At 43.5% G+C, this 17,959-nt stretch carries 14 protein-coding genes; 9 read left to right on the top strand and 5 right to left on the bottom strand.

Features of this window, described 5'->3' with window-relative positions; all coding sequences use genetic code 11:
* Positions 1-54: 54 nt before the first annotated feature.
* The 3 genes from G6N79_RS08825 to G6N79_RS08815 are packed head-to-tail and all read left to right on the top strand — an operon-like array spanning position 55 to position 3,012.
* Positions 55-819 (top strand): 5'-nucleotidase C-terminal domain-containing protein, encoded by a 765-nt coding sequence (locus G6N79_RS08825; protein WP_234993285.1) that lies wholly within the window; start codon positions 55-57, stop codon positions 817-819.
* A complete protein-coding gene (locus tag G6N79_RS08820) occupies positions 794-1,750 on the top strand; it encodes a metallophosphoesterase (RefSeq protein ID WP_103907911.1) in 957 nt (318 codons plus the stop codon). The genes G6N79_RS08825 and G6N79_RS08820 overlap by 26 nt, the downstream gene beginning before the upstream one ends.
* Positions 1,751-1,788: 38 nt before the next feature.
* Positions 1,789-3,012, top strand: coding sequence for an MFS transporter (locus tag G6N79_RS08815; protein WP_103907910.1), 1,224 nt, complete (start codon positions 1,789-1,791; stop codon positions 3,010-3,012).
* Here G6N79_RS08815 and recR read toward each other — a convergent pair.
* Positions 3,005-3,619: a recombination mediator RecR gene (gene recR, locus G6N79_RS08810; RefSeq protein ID WP_103907909.1), complete on the bottom strand. Its 615-nt coding sequence runs from the start codon at positions 3,617-3,619 to the stop codon at positions 3,005-3,007. The two genes, G6N79_RS08815 and recR, sit on opposite strands and share 8 nt — an antisense overlap.
* Positions 3,620-3,716: 97 nt before the next feature.
* On the bottom strand, positions 3,717-4,994 hold the full coding sequence (locus G6N79_RS08805; protein ID WP_103907908.1) for a Gfo/Idh/MocA family protein: 1,278 nt from the start codon (positions 4,992-4,994) through the stop codon (positions 3,717-3,719).
* Positions 4,995-5,205: 211 nt separating this feature from the next.
* On the opposite strand from G6N79_RS08805, the gene G6N79_RS08800 reads away from it, so the two are divergent.
* Complete coding sequence (locus tag G6N79_RS08800; protein ID WP_103907907.1) at positions 5,206-5,910, top strand: LOG family protein; 705 nt, start codon at positions 5,206-5,208, stop codon at positions 5,908-5,910.
* A 115-nt stretch (positions 5,911-6,025) separates the two neighbouring features.
* Here the strand turns inward: G6N79_RS08800 and G6N79_RS08795 are convergent, their stop codons facing one another.
* The 3 genes from G6N79_RS08795 to G6N79_RS08785 form a co-directional block, all read right to left on the bottom strand.
* Positions 6,026-9,331 carry a TonB-dependent receptor gene (locus G6N79_RS08795; protein ID WP_103907906.1) on the bottom strand — a complete coding sequence of 1,102 codons (3,306 nt, stop codon included), beginning with the start codon at positions 9,329-9,331 and terminating at the stop codon, positions 6,026-6,028.
* A gap of 995 nt (positions 9,332-10,326) precedes the next feature.
* Positions 10,327-12,705: an endonuclease MutS2 gene (locus G6N79_RS08790; protein WP_103907905.1), complete on the bottom strand. Its 2,379-nt coding sequence runs from the start codon at positions 12,703-12,705 to the stop codon at positions 10,327-10,329.
* A gap of 15 nt (positions 12,706-12,720) precedes the next feature.
* Complete coding sequence (locus tag G6N79_RS08785) at positions 12,721-13,398, bottom strand: DUF4296 domain-containing protein (RefSeq protein WP_164527208.1); 678 nt, start codon at positions 13,396-13,398, stop codon at positions 12,721-12,723.
* Positions 13,399-13,503: 105 nt separating this feature from the next.
* On the opposite strand from G6N79_RS08785, the gene G6N79_RS08780 reads away from it, so the two are divergent.
* The 5 genes from G6N79_RS08780 to G6N79_RS08760 are packed head-to-tail and all read left to right on the top strand — an operon-like array spanning position 13,504 to position 17,922.
* Positions 13,504-14,193 carry a YggS family pyridoxal phosphate-dependent enzyme gene (locus tag G6N79_RS08780; protein WP_103907903.1) on the top strand — a complete coding sequence of 230 codons (690 nt, stop codon included), beginning with the start codon at positions 13,504-13,506 and terminating at the stop codon, positions 14,191-14,193.
* The gene (locus G6N79_RS08775) at positions 14,193-14,642 is read left to right on the top strand and encodes a GNAT family N-acetyltransferase (RefSeq protein ID WP_200818854.1); all 450 of its coding nucleotides are present in this window, start codon (positions 14,193-14,195) and stop codon (positions 14,640-14,642) included. The genes G6N79_RS08780 and G6N79_RS08775 overlap by 1 nt, the downstream gene beginning before the upstream one ends.
* The gene (locus G6N79_RS08770; protein WP_103907901.1) at positions 14,623-15,474 is read left to right on the top strand and encodes a DUF3298 and DUF4163 domain-containing protein; all 852 of its coding nucleotides are present in this window, start codon (positions 14,623-14,625) and stop codon (positions 15,472-15,474) included. The genes G6N79_RS08775 and G6N79_RS08770 overlap by 20 nt, the downstream gene beginning before the upstream one ends.
* Before the next feature lie 5 nt (positions 15,475-15,479).
* Complete coding sequence (locus G6N79_RS08765) at positions 15,480-16,745, top strand: aspartate kinase (RefSeq protein ID WP_103907900.1); 1,266 nt, start codon at positions 15,480-15,482, stop codon at positions 16,743-16,745.
* Entirely contained in the window at positions 16,738-17,922 is a 1,185-nt protein-coding gene (locus tag G6N79_RS08760; RefSeq protein WP_103907899.1) for a class I SAM-dependent methyltransferase, read from the top strand. The genes G6N79_RS08765 and G6N79_RS08760 overlap by 8 nt, the downstream gene beginning before the upstream one ends.
* The last annotated feature ends 37 nt before the right edge of the window (positions 17,923-17,959 follow it).

Raw genomic sequence — 17,959 nt, 5'->3', positions numbered from 1 at the left:
AAATCTTTTCGTATTCACGGCAATCTTAATACCTTTGCGTATAATTTCATGACTATGCGTACACGGTTCACGAAGTACAACCTTCTTTTCTGGATGGTTGCCCTCATGCTGACAAGCTCTTGCAAATCCTCCTATTACCAAACTACGGTATCCAATAAACAAATGTTGGCCATCGACAGCCAGATAGCAGAGGATACGACGATCAGCAACTATATCCTCCCTTTCAAGCATCAACTGGAAGATAAAATGAACGAGGTACTGGGCTATGCCCCGGAAAGCATGCCGCAGAACAGGAGTCTTCCGGAATCGAACCTGAGTAATTTCTTTGTCGATGCGTTGTTGGCCATTGGCCGCAAGATAGATCCCGAAGTTTCATTTTCGATGGCTACAAAAGATGGCATTCGGGCCAGCCTCAAACAGGGCGATGTGACGGTAGGTTCCATTTTCGAACTCATGCCCTTTGAAAATTACATCACGATCCTGGAATTGAAGGGCAGCGATGTTCTTGTGCTTGCTGATTTTATCGCAGAAACGAACGGACAGCCCATCGGCAATGCGCAGATAACGATTAAGGATAAAAAACGAATTAATTTTACCATTGAAGGTCAGGAAATTGACCCCAACCGCACATATAAATTAGTGACTTACGATTTCATTGCCAACGGTGGTGATCTGGTTCGTGGTCTGAACAGCCCTGTGAAGCGCTTCACATCACCAGAACGGGTTCGGGAAGCCTTGATCACGTATGTACAAGAGTTAACAGCAAACGGTAAACAAGTAGCAGGAAAATTAGATGGAAGAGTTAAAATCATACAATAGAAGAGGCTTTATCAAGGGTTTAATGGCCATCGGTGCTACCGCCGCCCTTGGATCACTTCCAGCTGTAGGATACAGCAGATCAAAAGAAGTAAAGATTACGATCCTGCACACCAACGATGTGCATAGCCGCGTTGAACCCTTCCCTATGGACGGTACGCGATTGCAAGGTCTGGGTGGTGTAGCGAGAAGAAGTACTCTGATCAATAAGATCAGGTCCGAGGAACCCAACGTCCTGCTGTTCGATGCCGGAGATATGTTCCAGGGCACGCCCTATTTCAATGTTTTTGACGGACAGATCGAATTGGAACTGATGTCGAAATTGGGATACGATGCAGGAACTTTCGGGAACCATGAGTTCGACAACGGTTTGAACGGACTATTGAAGCATTTCGATAAAGCGAACTTTCCGTTCGTGACCTCCAACTATGATTTTACGGGCACCGTAATGGAAGGAAGAACCAAAGATTATGTTACCTTCGTGCGGGATGGTGTTAAAATCGGTGTTTTTGGGGTCGGTGTTGATCTGAACGGTCTTGTTGACCCGAACAGCTATACCGGTGTCAAGATATCGGATCCGATTCAAGTAGCCGAAAAATACACCCAGCTGTTAAAGCATAAGTTAAAGTGCGACCTTATCATCTGCCTTTCCCATATCGGATACCAGTATGATACGGATAAGGTCTCCGATCTTGTTCTTGCTAAAAACTCAAGGTATATTGACCTGATCATCGGTGGACATACCCACACCTTCTTGGATAAACCTACGGAAGTCCGTAATCTGGATAATCAGATCACCCTTGTCAATCAGACCGGAAGATCAGGTGTCAATTTGGGAAGGATCGATTTTATCCTGGACCGTAAGAAAGGTACAAAACGCACCGTTGCCCAAACCTATAGCATTGATGCTACCTTGGACAACAGATTGGCCTAATAGCTATTTGAATCATAAACGAAATTTAGAACGACAATTTGAAAGCATTAATCCGACTCTATTTAAATTCCTATAAGGGCTTATCCCCTGCTGCTTGGTTGCTGGCCTTGGTCATGTTGATCAACCGTGCAGGGTCCATGGTGATTCCTTTTTTGGGGATTTATATGTCGTCGGAGCTGAACTTCAGCAAGCCTCAGATCGGTATCGTTCTGGGATGCTTTGGTCTGGGTTCCGTTTGTGGTTCCTGGCTGGGTGGACTATTGACGGATAAGTTCGGCAGCTTTAAGGTTCAGGCCTTCAGTCTGGCCATGGTGATCCCGTTGTTCCTGATATTGCCACAATTCAGGACCTTTGAAGGGCTAGCAACGATGATCTTCACCCTTTCGGTTGTCGCTGATATTTTCCGGCCTGCCAACTCGGTTTCCGTTGCACGCTATGCCAAGCCGGAGAACATTACCAAGGCATATTCCCTGAACCGCATGGCCGTAAACCTTGGTTTTTCCATCGGCCCTGCCCTGGGTGGATTCCTTGCTAAATTTTCCTATGATTGGATTTTCTACGGCAATGCCATTGCTGCGGCATCGGCCTTGATCGTCTTCATCCTTTTCTTCAGGAACCGAAAAGCACGTACAGAAGTCAATCAGATCAATATATCTGCGGAAGAAGACAAAGATAAGCCTGTCCGGAATGCGTATGCCGACGGGAAATTCATTGTGTTCAATATCCTGTGCTGTTTGTTTTCCATGGCATTCTTCCAGTTATTAAGTACCCTACCCCTCTTCTATAAAGAGATTCATGGTCTTCATGCGGATCAGATCGGACTTTTGCTTGGGTTCAGTGGATTTGTCATTGTGCTCTTCGAAATGGTGCTGGTGCATGTGGTGGAGCATCGATTCTCCGTTCGGCAGATTATGCTGTGGGGAACGGCGATTGCCGCATTCTCCTACCTGATGCTGACTGTTGATTTTGGAATTGCGTGGCTGTTCTTGGCGATGTTCTTCCTGTCCACCGGAGAAATGTTGACCCTTCCCTTTACGGCTACGGTGGCCATTGGACGTGCCAGCCGGAGCAACCAAGGAGCCTATATGGGCTTTAACTCATTGGCCTTTGCTGCCGCAAATATTTTCTCTCCTTACTTGGGAACATACACAGCAGAACATTACGGGTATACGACCCTATGGACTATTACGGCCATATTGATGGGTCTCTGCAGTATCGGTTTTTATTGGATCATTACAAAAATGGACCGCGAGCCTAGCTAACGTTTCTTTCGTAAGGTACACGGGTAGCAATGGAACGTCCCAGTGTAATTTCATCTACATATTCCAATTCCCCACCAAAGGATATACCGCGGGCAATTGTGGAAATCTGCACATCGAATTCCTTCAGTTTTCTATAGAGGTAGAAAATGGTGGTATCCCCTTCCATGGTCGCACTGAGGGCCAATATGATCTCCTGCACGTTTCCTGTCTTCACACGGTCGATCAACCCTTCGATCTTCAGGTCTGCAGGCCCTACCCCTTCCATCGGTGAGATCAACCCGCCAAGCACATGGTATACGCCATTGAACTGATTGGTATTTTCGATCGCCATGACATCGCGCGTATCCTCCACCACACAGATCAATCCATGGTCCCGCTTTACGGACGCACAGATCTCACATTGTTCCATATCCGAGATATTGAAACAGGTCTTGCAATATTTAATCTCCTGTTTGAGCTTGTCTATGGACTGCGTAAAACGACCAACCTCTGCATCCGATTGCTTCAATAAGTGCAATACCAACCGCAACGCCGTCTTCTTTCCGACCCCGGGCAGTTTACCAAATTCCTCAACCGCATGTTCCAAAAGCTTAGATGAAAAGTTCATGTTTCAAAATTACGAAAATATTGACCAAAAAAATGCGCCCAAGTCACGAAGACTGCAGGCGCATCGGATTATGAAACAAATCTAAAGTATTGCGAATCTAAAAATCAAGGTAATTCCACTTGCCGCGATACGGTCTACCCTTCAGGTTATTGGCAAATGGATTATCGAACTGCTCCTTCCGCGGATCCCATTTGATAGGCTTCTGCAATTGGTAAGCGATATTTACCGCATTACAAACCGTTGCAGTACGGTGACCGACCTCTACATCACAGATAGGCTTAGAGCGCTTCTTGATGGCATCTGTAAAGTCCTTGTAATGATTTTCCGAATAATATACCTTGCGGTCCTTCTCGGCAATCTTCATCTCCGGTAGATTTGCCTTGTCCGAACGCAGGAATTCCCGAGCCACTTCGATCTTGCCTTCTGTTCCTAGGAATTGGATGGCATTGAAACTACCCCATGATTTATGGTTGACTTTAACGCCATTCTTATAAGTGAAGTAAAGACCTTCCTTCGCGTTTGGCACATCCGGAGGAGTAAAGGAAACCGGGCCTGAGCTATCCATATCCAATGCCCATTGGACGATATCGAACATATGTGCACCCCAGTCGGTAATATATCCACCTCCGAAACCATGATACAGGCGCCACAACGCCCATTCCTTACTGTTCAATTCCGGGCTGAGCACCGGGCTGAATCCACGGTACAGTGACGGTCCAATCCACGAATCCCAATCGATATGTGCCGGTGTCGGTAAAGAAGGTAAATCACATTCCCGTACAGGCTCTCCGATCGATACATTCACTTCCTTGATGTCTCCGATATATCCGTTGCGGATCAGGTCAGCAGCCTGCCTAAAATAATGTTGCGAACGCTGCATACTTCCTGTCTGCAGGACGCGCTTATATTTACGCACAGCATCCACCATGGCACGGCCTTCATCTATGGTCAGGGCCAAAGGTTTCTCGCAATAGATATCTTTCCCAGCCTTGGCTGCGTCCACCACATGCATGGCATGCCAATGGTCCGGAGAGGCAATCACAACCGCATCAATATCCTTTCTCCCCAGAAGTTCCCGATAATCCCCATACCCCTGTACCTCATGCCCACTTTTCTTGGCGTTCAATTTGTTGGCTTCGCCGATGAAATGGCTTAATTTCTGACTGTTTACATCAGCTGCGGCAATGACCATGGTCTCCGGTACGCCCATCAGGCCATGTAGCAACACAGGAACCTGCTTCCCTACGCCTATATAGCCGAGGTTGATCCGATCACTAGGGGCCAAAAAGCCGTTTCCACCCAATACATGGCGGGGCAAAATCGTTATAGCAGCTGCACCGAGTGCTGTCTTGCCAATAAAGTCTCTTCTGTTCATAAAGGTTTATTTTGAAAAGTTGTGAATAGGTTTATGCTATCTAAGCTAAAAAAAAGTAAACACAAAACCAATTTTTCCTTAAAATTTTTAAATAATCTCGGTACTTAAAAACTGCTGCTCCTGTTTAGAAAATATTAATATAAAATCTTATCTTACATCCACCCGAAGCAAGTTATTCGCTTAGGGCCTATATTAATTTAGTGATCACCATATGGTAAAAGACGACAAAATCAGAAATTCATTCGCCAATAAAACTTGGCAGGAAATAAAAGTGAAGGACTCCTGGCAGATTTTCAAGATCATGTCAGAATTCGTGGATGGATTTGAGAAACTGGCCAAGATTGGTCCCTGTGTATCCATTTTCGGGTCTGCAAGAACACCCGATGAACATAAATACTATCAGCTTACGGTAGAGATTGCGCGCCTGCTGGCCGACCGTGGGTACGGTGTAATATCCGGCGGTGGACCGGGCATTATGGAAGCAGCAAATAAAGGCGCTTACAATGCCGGCGGTAAATCCGTAGGATTGAACATCGAACTCCCCTTTGAACAGTTCCACAACAAATACATCGACCGCGATAAATTATTGGAATTCAATTATTTCTTCGTGCGTAAGGTTATGTTTATGAAATACTCGCAGGGATATATCGTTATGCCCGGCGGATTCGGCACCATGGATGAGCTTTTTGAGGCCATCACGCTGATCCAAACCGGAAAGATCGCCAGGTTCCCTATCGTCCTGGTGGGCTCCGAATATTGGAACGGACTCTTCGATTGGATCAAGAATACCATGCTCGGAAACAGGTATATCTCTGAGGAGGATCTAAACCTCTACCGGATGGTCGATACGGCGGAGGAAGCTGCAGAACATATCTTTAGGTTCTACGATAAGTACCTATTGAAACCGAATTTTTAAACGCAATAAAATTAGCAATACAGCCGTCGAAAAGATTTCGACGGTTTTTTTATGCAAAAAAGAACCCCTCAGCAAAGCTGAGGGGTTCGAATATAATAGGATTTCTATCTAGATATTAGAAAGAATATCTTAATCCAATCATTGCACTCCAAGTAGTAGAAGTTGTACTTGCAGCTCTAAATGGAGAAGTAACTAATTGCCCATTATCTTGTAACATCTGGAAAGTAGGATCTGCTACTGCATTTCTTCCAACACGTCCTAAAATAGCACGTCCGTTTGTAAGGATTTGATCTTGTACTCCCCAATCAGAATTGAATAGGTTACCTACATTGATTACATCTACTGTAAATTGTAACTTATCGCCTTTTGTTGCAATGCTATTTAAGATATTTTGAGTGAAACGAATATCAAATCTATTTAACCACGGCATCAAAAATTCATTTCTAGGAAGTATCTGACCTCTATAGGATGATAACCCGTTACTTTCAACGAACTCATCAAATGCTTTGATTTGATCTGCTGTTGTAAATACGACCTCGCCATCATTATTCTTAATATCAGCAAATTTCATATCTGCTGTATTTTTAGGAAGGTATAATAGATCATTAGAAATACCATCACCATTTAAGTCGAAACTATGATAATACGAGAATCTTCCTTGGTGTGATCCATTGTAATAAATTCCAATTGTAGAATTTTGAATTGAGTATGAAATATTAGCTAAAACTCTGTGTGGTACAGCAAAATCTGAAATACTCAAGAAATCTTGGTTAGGTGTGTTGACAACAGGTGATCCTGCCCATGCAGAACCAGCACTTGATCCAGCATTTGCTGATACTTCTTTAGCTTCTGAATATGTATAGAAAATGGAACCAGATAAACCATTCCAAGGAGCAACTGAAGCACCAAAAGTAGCGGAGAAGGCATACCCCTTAGTATCTGTATTTGTTAACACTGTCGCGTTGTTAGCTCCAATAGCTGTATTGTATTGGTAAGAAGCTGAATTTGGATAGAAATCTCTATCAACACCAGCATAGTTCATTTTCTCTGATGTTGCTTTTCTATTCGCACCAAATTGGAAGATACCATTTACGTCTCTAGTATAAAGGATATCTGTTGTCAAAGTTACTGGGGAATTCGGGATTTTATAGTCAGCACCAATACTTGATCTCCAAACAGAAGGCATTTTAAATTCTCTATCAACCAAAGCAAAGGATGAAGGAGCTCCCTCTTTAGGAGTTTTAATAAATACATTTTCTGCTCCGGCAGGAACATTGTTCAAATGGTAGTAGATGTCTTCAGGGTGGAATCTAACATTTCCTATCCATCCAGCCACTTGATCATAACCACCTGGTTCAACAGTATTTTGAAGAACACCAGCATTTGTTGGCATGTTTGTTAACCATACAAATGGAACACGTCCAGTGAAGATACCAGTACCACCACGAAGTGTTAAGGATCTATCCCCGAACACATCATAGTTGAATCCTAATCTTGGAGAGACCAAAAGTTTAGATTTAGGCCATAATCCAGAATTATAAGTTGTTTCCTGACCCTCTGGATTCAATAATTTTAATGCATCAATTGAAGGGTTTGGAGTCAGATCATTCATATAAATTGGTAACTCAGCTCTTAAACCCACAGTAACGTTCAATCGATCGTTAAAGGAAATTTTATCTTGAACATATGCAGAAGCTAGTCCAAAATTAATACGAGCATAAGTATCCATATTTTGGTATGGATAAGTTAATCCGAACATAATTGGCGCTACTTCGTTTGGAGTTCCAGTTTTCAAGAAATCTTCCACGGAAGCATAACGGTAATATCCCGTTCCCATTCTCGTATAAGAGTTTCCAAACTTTTGAACTTCAAAAGCTAAACCTCCGGTGAAGGAGTGAATACCTGTGTTATACGTTAAATTATTTGTAAATGAAAAGTTGTCATTCACTACATCATTTAAGTATGAAAATAATTCGGTACCAAAACTGATATAGTTACCTCCGCCCGAAGTTCCGTCCCAAATATCCACAAATGGGAATAACTGTTTACTTGGAGTAGTTCTCTTATCTTGTATCTTGGAGTATGTAAACAAGAACTTGTTTGATAATTGTGAATTAAAATTAGAGTTTAACTCAGCCGTGAATGATCTAACAATGTTTTCAAAACCATAATTACCATTTTGGAAGGTCATTGCGTTTTCACTCACACGGTTCCAAGAAGATCTTGGTTGAGGACCAGAAGATCCGTTTGCAACGTTCATGGACTCACCTCTTAACTCATTATAGCGGAAAGCAGCCTTATGTTTATCGTTAATATTCCAATCAATACGAGCTAAAATCTTATTTCCAAATTGTTTTGCATCATCAGCATATCCTTGATATTCTCCTGGATCGTAGCCAAATTGATTTATTAAGTGTTTCTTTACTGCTACAAGATCAGACTCCCGAACTCTAGAAATGTTATTTGCAACGTCTGCCACACCAAATTCAGATGGTCTCCATAAGTTAGCCCCTGGAGCATTTGCTCCTGTCGCTACTTCACGCTCTGCACTCACAAAGAAAAACAATTTATCCTTAATGATAGGTCCACCTAATGTCAAACCATAGTTTTGCTTAGTAGCATCAACGAACTCAATGTTCTTTTTATTGATTTTTACACCATTTAAATGAGCATTGTTATAAAAGCCATAAACCGATCCATGGAACTCATTAGAACCAGATTTAGTTACCGCATTAATACCAGCTCCTGTGAAACCAGATTGCGTAACATCAAATGGGGCAATATTCACTGAAATCTCTTCGATTGCATCTAAAGAGATAGGTTGTGCGCTTCCTCCAGGTAAAGCACTTGAGCTTAATCCGAATCCATTATTGAAGTTCGCACCATCAATTTGAAGGTTATTGAATCTAGCATCTCTACCACCAAATGAATTTCCACTTGCTTGAGGTGTCAATCTGGTAAATTCGGTAATGGATCTACTGATTTGTGGTAGTTCCTGAATCTGCTTTAAACCAACGTTCGTAGAGGCACCTGTTTTATTTGCATTGGTATTTCTTCTACCTACTACCGTTACTTCATCGATAGTTGTTGAAGCTTCCCCGAAAACAGGATTTAAAACAAATGGCTGACCTAATTGCAAATAAACATCTTCATAAACAACAGGGTCCTGACCTACGTACGTGATCTCGATACGGTACGGTCCACCAACACGCATGTTGGCAAGGTTAAAACGACCAGACTCATTTGCTGAAGCTGAATAGACAGTTCCAGATGGAGTGTGGGTGGCTTTAATTGTAGCTCCTGATGTGATAGACCCATTGGATTGTGTCACAACACCAGTCATACTACTTGTGGTAACCTGCGCTTGGATAGTTCCGTAGCTCGCAAGTACCAAAGCAAAGAAAAGTAAAGATTTCTTCATATGGTTTGTTATTAATTCACTGCAAAAGTAAAAAGTCAGATTGACTTTCCTCAATGCTTAACATAAACTTAATATACTCACAACCATTAATTTGTATTTCTTTGACCCATTCGAGTAAATGCGATTTGAAAACCTCAATACTTTTGCAACAACCAATCCATATCAATTGAAATTTTAGCAATGAAACACCCAAAACATTGATGTTTTAACAAATTTTAACATTTATCAAAATGTGGAAAAGTTTTTTCTCAAAGCAGTATAAAGATGTGATTTTAATGTAAATCGAATCCTTCTCCCCTCGATTGCAGGTCGTAAACCATTAAGGAATTGTAAACTCACCAACGTACTGTTTTACAAATGGTCTAGTAATGAGTTGCCTTTGCAAACATTGCAATTGGGATAGTCGGCTGAAAATGGGAATCCTTAAAAAATAAATCTGTCAGAACTGCAAATATTCTAATTAAAACACTTATAGTTAGACAGTTATAACCACCAACCCTTACTCTGAATCAGTTTATCCCTGGTTTCGTAAATCCGTAAATTTCTTGTTAGATCCTTTCCATTCCGCTAAAGTACACACGCAGTCGCTTTGCGATTTTTTCAGTGAACGGCAGCAAATCTTTTTAATTTCATTTTTGCTATCCAACCAACAATCCCACTTTAACATACATTGGACCTTGTCTGAGTTCCGTCCGAGGTGCGTGCGGAGTGCGATCGAGGTGCAGTCGTGCTATAGCCACGCTCTCACCACGCTCTCAGTACGCTCTTACCACGCTCTCACCTCAGACAAGGTCCCGGCAAGTGTACTCATCACTCCACTGCTTTGGGACATTTGCCATTTTATCCCGCCACCTTATTAAACCACACATTGTATCGTACATCTAATCAATTTTCTTCAAAGTCACCAAAAATTTCAGCACATAAAAAAAGCTAAGAAATACAGTCAAACAACTGATTCTTAGCTTTTTACAATAAAATGTTCTTTTTAGGCTCTTTTAGTCTATATAGGCATAGGTAATACCATCTCCTCCCCGGTCAGCATGTTCATCCTCGAACCGGCTGACATGGTTATACTTCCGGAGATAATCACGTATAAATTTACGCAGGATACCATCGCCTTTACCGTGCACAATTTTAAGGGACGGGTAGCCGATCATTACGGCGCGATCGAGCACCTGTTCGATCTTCTGGAGTGCATCTTCTGTTCGCATGCCGCGGACATCGATTTCAGGGCTGAAGTCAGCAACACTCTCGGACGAAACGGAACGGCTGCGTTTAGTAGCCTTGGCTTTTTCCTTTCCACGCAATTTCTCAACCTTGTTGCGCTTCACAACAGTTCGCAAATCTCCCAGTGCTAGGATGAGGTTATTCTTGGCCAATTCGATGACCTGCGCTTCGTTTCCGGTTTCGACGATCCGCACCCAGTCTCCTACCTCAATGCTTTCATTTTCGGCTTGTGGCTGTGGTTCCGGTCGGTGCACCTTCGGTTGTTTTTCCTTGAGTTTATCTGTTGCCTGCTGCAGGCCAGCGCGCAACTTGCGGGTCTCCTCCTTGTCGGCTTGGCTCGATTTGATACCGGCAATGGTATTTTCAACGAGCTTGTTCGCGTCCTTGATAATCTGTTTCGCTTCCTCCTTTGCATCGCGCATCAGTTGGCGCTTGTTCTCTTCCAGGAAGGATTGCAGTTCATTCAATTCCGATTGTTTTGCCAAGATCTCCTTTTCCCTTAAGTTGATCGCTACTTTCGTGTCGTACACTTCTTTTTTCTCACGCTCCAGGTCCACCAAGAGGGTATCCACTTTTTTCTGCTGCACACCGATCTTCTGTTTGGCCAAATGGAGCACTTCCTTCGGCAAGCCAATATTTTGCGCAATCTCGAAAGCATAGGAACTTCCCGGTTTACCTACTTGCAGGATATAAAGGGGTTTCATGGCTTGATTGTCAAACAGCATGGATGCGTTTTCTATACCTTCGGTATTGCTGGCAAAGACCTTCAGGTTGGAATAGTGCGTCGTGATGACGCCACGGATCTGTTTCTTATTCAGCACCTCCAACACGGCTTCTGCAATGGGCCCACCGAAAAGTGGATCCGTTCCCGTTCCGAATTCATCGATCAGCACCATGGTTCGTCCATTCGAGAATTGGGTAAAATATTTCATTTTGGACAGGTGTGCACTGTACGTACTCAGGTCACTATCGATGGATTGGTCATCACCGATATCAGCGAATACTTGTTTGAAGACGCCCAATTTGGACTCGGGTTCACAAGGGATTAACAATCCGGATTGGAACATCAACTGCAGGAGTCCAACGGTCTTCATACAGACAGATTTTCCACCTGCGTTCGGTCCAGAAACCAGCAAGATCCTATCGGTATTGTCAATTTTCAGGTTCAGCGGCACCACAGCATGGTGGCCTTCCTGTTTGGAACTGAGGTAGAGCAAAGGATGCTTGGCCTGGAGCAGGTTTACTTCTGCTTCCTTGGAAATCTCCGGCATTTCACCATCAATATCCAGGGCGAACAAGGCTTTTGCACGAACGAAATCCAGCTTGGTCAACAAGCTATGGTACGAAAACAACAGGGGCACATGTGGGCGCAATTCAGTTGTAAGCTGTGTTAAGATCCGTACTATTTCCCTGCGACGTTCGAATTCCAGGTCCCTCACCTTATTGTTCAGGTGGAACACCTCTTCCGGTTCGATGTACGCTGTTTGCCCCGTTGCGGATTCATCGTGGATCAATCCCTTTACTTTACGCTTGTTTTCGGCCAGGATCGGTATACATAGACGGCCATCTCGAATGGTAAGATTGCCATCGGCGGTCCAGCCATTCTTCTGGGCCTGTTTAAAAACGGTATCCAGGCGTTTTCGTGCTTCCTGTTCCGCTTTCGAAATCTGCTGGGTAATCTCCATCAACAATCTGGAGGCATTTTCCTTGATTTTCCCGCGATCATCGATGATCTGTTCGATGCTTCTGAGGATATTCTTCTCAATCGGAAGATGCTCAAACAGCAATTCCAGGTTCGGGTATTGCTGTTCGCGTTCATTGAAATACCGAATGACCGCATATACGGTCCTTAGCGACAAAAGAATCCGATGGAACTCTTCCTCCAGGAGAAAGGATCCTTCTACTTTTGCCTTTTCGATAATGGATTTTATAGGATAAAAATGATCCACTGGCAATGGTGAATCATGTACTAATAGATCTCTAAATTCCTTTGCTTGGCGCAGGTATCGATCGATGAGGTCCAGCTTTGTCTGCGGCTGAATCTTTGCGACCATTTCCTTCCCTGCCTCACTTAAGCATTTGACCTTAATTAATTCCTTTATCTCCGCAAACCCTAACTTTTCTACTGCATTCTGTGGATAAATCATTCTTTAAAATCTAAATCAATGCCTGCTTCTAATCTGTTCTTTTGGTATCCGTCGGATATCTGGCATCGTGACGCTCGGCGTATCGCCCAATGGTACGAGCTTAGGCTCTTCTAGCGGCACTAGTTTTTCCGGTTCCGGAAGTACCGGTGTCGGTACACTGATGGATGTTGGCGCTCCAGGCACGGCGGAATCGCCCATGCGGTATAGGTTTTTTTCCCATAGGGACACCAATCCTGATGGAGCGTACATTCTGCGTGTATATTCGGCGATACTCATTTTCAGTGAATCGCTTTTTGCATTGCCAATCATCTGCTGCAGGTTTATAGCCTGCGTCTGGAGCCTCGATAAACGGCCTACGCTATCCTGGTAGACTTTGCTCTTGATCGAATCCTGTCTATAGAATTCGCGATCCTTGCCTTCCAAGTTCTTAATCAACTGATCGTAGGTTTCCAGTGTCAGGCGTGGATCACCATAGTAATAATTCACGTTCCTGCTGAAAGATGCCGAATCCAATCCGAATTTGCCAAACACCTCTGCATACAGGGGGTCGATTACCTTTTTGGCACTGTCGGCATTGATATTCGTTAAGTAACCGTCCAGAATATGCACCTCCGACATCAATTCGACAAACTCCTCCTTTGGGAGAATGCCTTCCGGAGCCTGCTTTTTACAGGCGATTGTGATAAAAAACAACGGTATTAAAACAAGTATTAATCGATGCATTTTGTAAATTTGCACAAATTTACGTAAAAGCTTGCACATAGCTTTCTTAAATTCATCAATTGAACCCAATTCAACATGAGTATAGCATCTAATATATCAGCATTACAGCAGGAACTTCAGCCTATTGGCGTCGAGCTGGTTGCCATTTCCAAGACGAAGCCCAACACGGATATCCTGGAGGCCTATTCAGCCGGGCAACGCGTGTTCGGTGAAAACCAAGTTCAAGAGTTGGTTGCGAAATATGAGGAACTTCCAAAGGACATCCAATGGCACTTGGTTGGGCATCTGCAGACCAATAAGGTAAAGTATATTGCTTCCTTCATCACGCTAATCCATTCTGTAGATTCCCTGAAGGTTCTACAGGAAATCAATAAGCAGGCTTTGAAGCATGACCGTACCATTGACTGTCTATTGCAAATCTTTATTGCTGATGAGGACACGAAGTTCGGGCTGGACCATGCAGAAGTTATCGAATTGTTGCGCAGTGAGGAATTTGCCGCACTGAAGAACATTCGTATTCGCGGTTTGATGGGTATTGCGAGCAATACAGAAAACCAGAAAATCGTTAAGGAAGAGTTTTACGAGTTAAAAATGCTTTTCGACGGCATCAAGACCACCTACTTTAGGAAGGAGGATTCTTTTAACATTCTATCGATGGGCATGTCTTCGGATTACCAATTGGCGATCGAACAAGGCAGCAATATGGTTCGTTTGGGCAGTACTATTTTTGGAAAAAGAGTTATCAAACATTATAAAGCACAATAATGAGTTTATCGATTAGAAAAGCAGTTGTGGAAGACTGCCCGCGCATCATGGAGCTTGTGCGGGAGTTGGCATTGTATGAGAAAGCCCCTGAGCAGGTCACGGTTACTATGGAGGAGGTCATTGAAGCGGGATTTGGTGAACATCCGGTTTGGGAAGCGTTCGTGGGGATACATGACGGGCAGATTGTTGGCCTATCTCTTTTCTATATTCGATACTCAACATGGAAAGGACGACGTTTATATTTAGAGGACATCATTGTAACCGAAGAAATGCGCGGCAAGGGCTACGGCAAAGTGCTGTTGGACCATACCATTGCTTTTGCTAAGGAAAAAGGTTATTCGGGGATGATGTGGCAGGTTTTGGACTGGAATGAGCCTGCTATCCGCTTTTATAAAAAATATAACACGAACTTTGAAAACGAATGGCTAAATGTTAACATTAACTTTTAATACACTTATCAAACCCTTAGGAACTACTTTTTTAGCGCTTGCCCTTCTTGCCTCCTGCCAGAGCAACAAAACCGATGGCGCGAGCAAGCAAATGGTGCACAGAGAACCCGGTCAGGATACGATTGTCTATCGGGACACCACGCTCCAGGAATTCAGTCCGTATTTCACCGAGCATGAGGGCAAGATTGACACGTCCTACGTGAAAGTAACCTATCCTGTTTTTCAGGACAGTAACATGAACAAACTCGTTCAGGAGAACATTTTATTTGATGGAGAGCCTGATATTGCCACTTATATGGGCAATTTTTTGGAGGGATATGGGAATTTTGTAGAGGAAAACGACATCAATGTGCCGTTGGCCTGGTTTAAGGTTACTGAGGTTTCCGTAGGGACCTATACCCCGGAGATTATGCTCTTGAAGAACTTTACTTATGACTTCTCGGGTGGTGCGCATGGCAATTCATTTGAGCTGTGGAACGTTTATGACCTTAAAAATTACCGGAAATTACCACTGAATACATTTATTTCTGAGAATAAGATGAAAGAATTTACTAAAATTGCAGAGAAATTCTTTCGTGAAGATGAGGGCTTGACCGACACGACCGACCTGGAGAAGGATTATTTCTTTGAGGATGGCATTTTCACACTAGCTGCGAACTACGGGATTACCAAGGATAGCATTGTATTTCACTACAATCCATACGAGATCAAACCCTACGCTGCGGGTACTACCACACTCCAAATTCCATACGAAGCGGTAATGGACTGTATGACCCAAACAGGCAAGAATTATATAAACGAAATTAAAAAGTATTTTACCTCAATTCAATAGCTTAAATGCAGGTATTTAAATTTGGCGGTGCCTCCGTTAAAAGTGCAGAAAACATTAAAAACGTAGTTTCGATTGTTGAGAAATATAGAGACTCCTCCCTTTTGGTTGTTGTTTCGGCAATGGGCAAAACGACAGACAAGTTGGTACGTATTACGGACAGCTATTATAAGCAGACCGGTGAAGCGTTCGATCTTCTGGAGAGCCTGAAGCAGGAACATTTCGACGTGCTGCATGCGTTATTCCCAGCCGACCATCCCGTTTTTGATGATATCGCCAATACCTTTGTTGAGATTGAATGGATCCTGGAAGAAGAACCACAGGATGAATACGAATACCTTTTTGACCAGATTGTTTCCGTTGGGGAGTTGCTGTCGACCAAGATCGTGGCGGCTTATTCATCCTATATGGGCCAACCGACACAATGGGTCGATGCGCGCGATTTCATCTTAACTGACAACAGTTACCGCGAAGGGAAAGTAGATTGGGAAAAGACGGAGGAGAAGATCCGCAAGGAACTTCCGACGATCCTGGACGAATATATCGTCGTTACACAGGGCTTTATCGGTTCCACGACGGAAAATTTCACGACCACACTGGGACGTGAGGGTTCCGATTATTCGGCGGCTATATTTGCAGCCAGTCTAAATGCAGAGAACATCACGATCTGGAAGGATGTTCCCGGTGTCCTCAATGCAGACCCAAAATGGTTCGATAAAACAGAACTGATCCCTGAGCTGTCCTATACGGATGCTATTGAGTTGACCTATTATGGCGCAACAGTCATCCACCCAAAAACGATCAAGCCACTTCAGAATAAGAAGATCACCTTGAACGTACGGTCCTTCGTCAATCCAGAAGAACCTGGAACTCAGATAAAAACTACAAATCAGACACTACCTGTCCCGTCCTTTATCTTTAAGGTAAACCAGGTATTCATCAATATCCAGCCGCGCGATTTTTCCTTTATCGTAGAAGATAACCTCAGCCATATCTTCGATGCTTTCCATAAGAACAGGATCAAGATCAATATGATGCACAACTCGGCCATTAGCTTTTCAGTGGCGGTGGATGATACGGGAGAAAACGTGCAATCGCTTCTGGAACAATTGGAGAAACGCTATAAAGTTTCCGTGGAAAGTGGGTTGGAATTGATTACCATCCGTTACTACAATCAGCAAACAATCGATCGGGTATTGGTAAATAAGGAAATTATTCGCGAACTTAAGGATAGTTATACCTGCCAAATGCTTGTGAAAGACAAAGATGAATAGACATATTTTAGCGAAAGATGTGCAAGAGTTCATTAAGGCGAACCGCGAACGATCACCTGCGGAAATTGCCTTGAAGAAAAGCCCTTTCCCTAATGTGAGCGCTGCAGAATTGGCCTCCCAAATTGACGGCTGGCAGCGCAGTGTCCGGAAGCTACCCACTTGGGCCTATAGCGAAGGAATCTATTACCCCGACAAAATCAATCTGGAGCAATGTTCCTCAGAACATACTGCACTAATCAAACAGACGCTGATTGCCAAAGGATCTCGGGTCATCGATCTGACGGGAGGCTTCAGCGTAGACACCTGCTATATGGCGCAGGAAGCCAGCGAAGTCATCCATTGTGAATTGAACACGAAACTATCGGAAATCGTAGCCTATAATGCTACAGTTCTCCGCGTTCCCAATATCAGTTGTTTTGCGGGAAATGGCATCGACTTTCTAAAGGAATCTCCCGACAATAGCTTTGATTATATTTATGTTGACCCTTCTCGCCGGATCAATCAAGGGAAAGTATTCCTTTTGGAGCATTGTGAACCCAATATTGTCGACCTTCAGGATCTTTTCTTCAGCAAGGCGCCCTATATTATCAGCAAGGTATCTCCCCTACTTGATATCAGTACTGCGCTACACAGCCTCCAGCATGTGCGCTTTGTCTACGTTATCAGTTTGGACAATGACTGCAAGGAACTTCTTTTCATCCAAGAACGAGATTTTATTGGCGAAACACAGATCCGGGCTATTCGCCTGTTTCAGGATCAATTGCAGAGTTTTGAATTTACTTTCGACACGGAACGTGGTACCTTGAGCAGGTTTCAGAAACCACAGCACTACCTGTACGATCCGGATGTATCCATCACCAAGGCCGGGGCGTTCAAAGCGGTCGGCAAATATTTTGGATTGGGCAAGCTGCACCAACATACCCACCTCTATACTGGCGAACAGTTCATTCCTGAATTTCCCGGTCGGATATTCGAGGTTAAACAGGTATTACCTTATGCTGTGCTCAAAAAGAACAATCCTTTCGAAAAAGCAAATATTGCCACCAAAAATTTTCCTGAAAAGGTGGAAGTCATCCGCAAGAAATATAAAATTAAGGATGGCGGCAGCACCTATCTATTCTTCTGCACGGATATTGAAAATCAATTGATCATAATAGAAGCAGCTCGCGTAAAGTAAAACCCATTGCTACCTAATCGTGCGCGACAATCAAAAT

It is taken from the genome of Sphingobacterium lactis, from assembly GCF_011046555.1.
Classification (GTDB): Bacteria; Bacteroidota; Bacteroidia; order Sphingobacteriales; family Sphingobacteriaceae; genus Sphingobacterium; species Sphingobacterium lactis.
This window is presented reverse-complemented; position numbering and strand designations above follow the sequence as displayed.